Below are 5677 nucleotides of genomic sequence, written 5' to 3'. Positions count from 1 at the left end.
CCTCGTTGTTCGTCGCCTTCACCGTCACCAGCACCTTGCCGGCGATGCAGCGCGTTCCGGCGACCACCGGCACATCCAGCACCGGCGCCGGGTCATCCGCCTGCAGCTCGAACGAATCGAACTCGACGACGACCGGAGTCTCCTGCTGCGGCCCGATGGCCATCAGCCCGAGGCCGCGGAGCGGCTGGTCGAACGTGATGCCGGTCGCCCCGATGGGAGTCCAGTTGACGCCGCCGTCGCTCACCTCGGCCGTGTAGAGGTTGCCGGTCTTGGTGACCCGGAGGTACCAGTACCCGCTCTCGGTGGTGTCGGCGACGTTGAGGTTGCGGTTGCCGATGCCGGCCGCGTTCGCCTCGCCCGCAAGCTCGGCCCGCAGGTCGAGTGCCGCGCCGGGAGCGTTGTAGGCGACGATGTCGGCCTTGACGTAGTTGTCGTCATCGGCCCACATCATCAGCCCGGCCAGCTGGTAGCGGTGATCGAGCGGCGCCTTGAACTTCGTGCTCGCCACCCAGTCGCCCTCGGGCGCTTCGGTGAGGATGAAGTTCCGGGGCGACAGCGGGTTGTTCCCGTTGATGTCGCCCGGCTGCGTCGTGATCTTCAGGTGGCCGTCGGCGACCTTGGCGTGGTTCGAGTCGTACCGAACGCTCTGCCCCCAGCGGCAGCCGTCGAGCGCGGTCCCGTCGAACGCATCGCTGGCTGCGACGGGTTCGCCGGCGGCCGGCTCGGGGCTGAAGTGGAACCAGTCCACCTTCGCGGTGACCGGGGTCGCTCCGAGGTCGCCCGCCGCCATGACGCCGATCTTCGCGTTCGGCTTGAGCTGCAGCGATCCGCCGAGCGCGCTCCACGTCTGACCGTCAGCCGAGTACGCACCGGTCAACGTGGTTCCGTTGCTCGTGAGCTTCAGCTGGATCGTGGTCGGGAAGCCCGCAGGCAAGGCGGGAGCGGACGGCGTCGTTCTGCTGCCGGCCGTCTCGCTCTGGAACTCGATGAAGCGTCCACCGCTCTGGTTCCGTACGAAGGCGAGCTTGTTGTACTCGTTGTCGTTCTGGTGCACGACGAGTCCGGCCCACTGCCAGTGCGAGTTATGCGCCAGCGTGATCTTCGTCGTCGCCTCCCACGCTCCGGCAGGCAGCGGCTTACCGGCGAAGCTCACCGGTCCGGTCGAGGCCTCGTTGATGTCTCCCGCCGTGACGGGGAGATCGAGCGAGCCGCCCGACTGGGTGATGGGCTTGCCGTCGGCCGAGCGAAGGCCCCACGTCGCCGCGAGTGCGGGTCCGTCGAACTCGTCGGAAAGCGGCGCTGAGGTGCACATGAGCGGCTCGAGCGGACCCGAGGGCTGCGGCGGAGTCGGATCGGTGTCGATCGCGAAGTCCGCGAAGTCGACCGTGCCTGCTCCCGTGGCGTGCGACACCGTGAACATGCCCACGTCTTGAGTCGACGCGGCCCCCGTGAGGTTGACCGTTCCGCCGACCTGGGTCCAGGTGGTGCCGTTCTTGGAGAAGTACGCCGTGTAGTCGGCGCCGCTCCGCTTGAGCTTCACCCAGGTGGGGTAGCTCGTGGTGCCGCCCTGCACCGAGGTGTTGAGCTGTCCGTTCCCGTCGGGGTCGGACAGGAACTCGATGCCGCCGCTCGGCCGGATGCCGACCATCGCGTAGCCGGGCGAACTGCCGGGCAGCGTGATGTCGTTGCGCACGATGAGCCCTGCCTTGGCAGCACCGTTCGTGTTCTGCTGGGCATCGACCTTGACGACCGCCTCCCAGTTGTCATCGCCGCCGGCCGGCGCGTACAGGCTCGAGTACTGGTCGATGCCCTGCCACGTGTCGGCGCCGGCGCCGGTGATGCGGAAGCGTCCGTCGCCGATGCGCTCGAAGGTGCCGTCGGCGTTCGTGAACGGAACGAGATCACCGAAGAGCTCGCCGACCTGCGCCTGCACGATGCGAGACGTGGTCGACTTGCCTGCGGTGTTCGTCGCGACGGCGGTGAGCTCGTAGAGCCCCTCCGCCGGCGCGGCCCACTCCGCGGCGTACGGTGCGGACTCGTCGACGCCGATGGAGGTTCCGTCGACGAAGAACTCGACCTGCTCGACGGTGCCCGCTGCGTCGGCCTGAACGGTGACGTCCTGACCGGGCTCGAGCTCGACGTCCTGCTCGGGCGCCGTGATGGCGACCGTCGGCGAGGCTTCGGGCGATGCGCCCTGGCCGATCGCCTCGAGGAAGTTGAGCTTGATCTCGCCGCCGCGGAAGACGACGTAGAGGTCGAGCGACTCGTCGGGGAATGCGCTCACATCGACGAGCACGTCGGCGAATCGCGTCGACCCGGTCGCCGGAACTGCCGCGGTCGCGAGCAGCTCGCCATCGGCCGCGCCGTTGCGAAGCTCGATGCTGGTTCCTGCCGACACCGCCGAGACGCGCAGCGCGAGCTCGTCGACTCGGTAGAAGTTCACCGGTTCGAAGTGCGCCCATGCGCCGTCGCCACCGACGATCACTCGATCGCTCTCGATGCCTTCGACGTCGCGGCTCGGTGCCTTCGTCATCGCCGAGGCGCTGTCGTAGAACTCCGCTTGCTTGCGCTTCGGGAAGACGAGCGTCGTCTGCGAACCCGTCAGCGGGTTGGCGCCGGCTTCGCCGCCGCCATCCGTGTAGCGGGCGTCGAGCGCGAAGAAGATGTTCTCGTCGGCCGCGTGGCCACCGAGGGTCGTCTCCGTGGTGCCCGTGAATCCGCTCATCGGGGTCGTCGGGTGTGCGTGCTCATCGTGGCCGAGCGCGGGCTGGATGATGACGTCGTCACCGTTGACCGTGCCGTCTTCGGGATCCGTGACCGCGACATCCCATGACAGGTCGTCTCCGAAGTCGAAGAACGAGCCGTTCGGCGGAAGCGAGAACGACACCGACGGGCGCGTGTTGCCGACCGTGATCGGTACCGTCGTGGTCGCGGTCTTGCCATCGGGGTCGGTGACGGTCAGTCGAGCATTGAACTCGCCGTCGGCCTCGTAGGTGTGCTCGGCGGTCGCCGTCGTGGCGTCGACCGTTCCGTCGTCTTCGAAGTCCCAGGCGTAGGTGAGCTCCGCGTTCTCGGGGTCGGAGGACTTCGAGCCGTCGAACGTCACCGCGAGCGGCGCCGGTCCTGAGTCCTTGTCAGCCGTGGCCTGCGCGATCGGCGAACGAGAGCCCGAGATGTAGTCGATGCGGTGCAGTCCCGAGTTGGGGTTGTCACGACCGAAGCCGCCGCCCCAGTCGAGCACGTAGAGCGACCCGTCGGGACCGAACTTCGAGTCGATGGGCGCGAGGAACTGCTCCTGCGGGAGGAAGGGGTTGACCTTCTCCACCTGCGAGCCGGAGCCCGCCGCGGGGTCCTTCAGCTGGATGGTGAACATCTTGTTGCGCGCCCATTCGTAGAAGAAGGGCTTGCCGTCGTACGAGGCCGGGAACTTGGTGTCGGAGACGAGTTCGGCGTCGTAGTTGTAGACCGGTCCGCCCATGGGGGCGAGGCCGCCGCCCTGCGGGATGACCGAGGGCACCGACGAGCGCTTGTAGCCGTAGAACATGTCAGCGGCACGGGCGGCGGGCAACTGCGTGAGACCCGTGTTGCGCGGCGAGTCGTTGACGGGGTTTGCGCAGTCGAAGAACGCGCCGACCGTGACCGGGTTCGTCGTGTAGTCGACGTTGCGGAACGGCTCGTTGTCGCCCATGCAGAGCGGCCAGCCGTAGTTGCCGGGCGACGTGATGTAGTTCCACTCGGCGATGCCGGCCGGGCCGCGCGTCGTCGGAGCATCCGTGCCGTTGTCGGGCGAGTAGTCGGCGAGGCTGATCGCACCCGTCGACTGGTCCACGGAGAACCGGAACGGGTTGCGGAAGCCCATGGCGTAGATCTCGGGCAGCGTCTTTCCGTCGGTGTCGGCAGCCTCGGGGAAGAGGTTTCCTTCGGGAACGGTGTAGCCGGGGCCCTCGGCGTTCGGCGTGATGCGCAGCAGCTTGCCGCGGAGGTCGTTCGTGTTCGCCGACGTCTCGCGTGCATCGTGGAAGGTGTTCGGACGAGTGGAGATCGGCGCGTAGCCGCCAGAGGGCTCGGAGTGGGGGTTCACGTCGTCGCCAACGCCGAGGTACAGGTTGCCAGCGGCGTCGAAGTCGAGGCCGCCACCGGTGTGGCCGGGCTCATCGGGCAGCCGTCGAGCGGGCACCTCGATGATGAGTTCTTCCGAGGCGGGGTCGATCGATCCGTTGACCATCGTGAAGCGCGAGACGCGGCTGAGGAAGCTCGACGGGTCGGAGTTGTCGGGAGCGTCGGGCGAGCGGTAGGTGTAGATGCGACCGTTCTCGGTGAAGTTCGGGTCGAGTGCGATGCCGAGGAGTCCGTCTTCGCCGCCGGAGTAGACGTCGAGCTCGAGGGCCGTGGTCACGGCGTTCGTGGCGGGGTCCCACACGCGGATCTGGCCGCGGACGAGCTCGGTGTAGAAGACCCGGCCGTCTTCGGCGACGTCCATCGCGAAGGGCGCCGAGGTGTTCTCGTCGAGCGCGACCTTCTCGAAGCTGTTCCAATCGGTGCCGCCGCAGTCGCCGGCGACCTCGCCGGTGGCGTACTGCACGCCGCCGACGATGTGCTGCAGGAGCTTCGGTTCTTGGAAGTGCGAGCCGAAGTGGCCCATCGCGGTCGCCCAGGCGCGACCACCGTCGTACGCCTTGCACCACGAGATCGGGTGGTCGTACCCCATCGCGTTGCCGCCGGCGTCGTACGTGGTCTCGTCCATCGACGCGAGCACGTGAGCGGTGCCGCGCACGTTGTTCGAGAAGTTGTACCACTCGTCGGCGCGATCCCAGCGGGTCTCTTCGAAGTGCTCGGTCGACGGGTGCGTGTCGTCTTCGATCCGCACCGTGCCGGGCTGGCCGGGGTCGGTGCCAGTCGCGGCGTGGCCCGGCATGAGCGAGCCGACGAGCTCGTCCCACCACGGGTAGGCTCCGCGCATGTCGGTGGCGTTGTGGATTGCGACGATGCCGCCGCCGGCCTGCTGGTAGCGCTCGAGCGCCGCCTTCTGGTCGGCGTTCCACGGGTCGCCCGAGGTCTGGAACATGACCAGCGCGTCATAGCCGGCGAGATCGGTGTCGTTGAAGACCGTGGAGTCCTCGGTGTGCGTCACCTCCATGCCCTCGGCCTCGAGTGCTGCCGTGATGAGCGGGGTGCCCTTGTTGATCGCGTCCGTGTGCCGGAACTGCGTCGTCTTCGTGAAGATCAGCACGTGGGCGCCGTCATGCGCCTGTGCCGGTGTCGCCGTGGCGGCGACGAACCCCGCGGCGAGCAGGGCCGTGACCGCGCCGGCTATGAGCCGCCTCGCGGTCGAATGGAACTGGGTGAGCATGAGACCTCCATTGGTTTCAACTGCCGGGAAAGCGCACTCGGGCGTCCGATCATGAACCTAGGGGGGACTTTTGGTATTCGTCAAGCAAAAGATGACAATCACACCGATTGATTCTGTCTCCGCCGTGAAGAGTTTCTCTTTGATGGCAGCGATAACCACCACAGACCCGCAGGAGGATTCTTGCAGGACGCGTGCGACGAGAGCTCGAGGCACTGAATCTCCGACGATCCGCGCGCACGAAACGGGTGGGTGACGCGAATCTCGCGTCGCCCACCCGTTGGGTGTTCTGGGGTGGTTATTCGAAGAGGGAGAGGGTGAGGTTGGCGG

At 67.4% G+C, this 5677-nt stretch carries 1 protein-coding gene; it reads right to left on the bottom strand.

Going from position 1 to position 5677, the window contains the following annotated elements; all coding sequences use genetic code 11:
* The coding region (locus H521_RS25295; RefSeq protein WP_022894858.1) for a ThuA domain-containing protein at positions 1-5350 on the bottom strand (5350 nt) is incomplete at its 3' end.
* Positions 5351-5677 lie beyond the last annotated feature (327 nt).

This window comes from Agromyces subbeticus DSM 16689, from assembly GCF_000421565.1.
GTDB classification, from domain to species: Bacteria; Actinomycetota; Actinomycetes; order Actinomycetales; family Microbacteriaceae; genus Agromyces; species Agromyces subbeticus.
This window is presented reverse-complemented; position numbering and strand designations above follow the sequence as displayed.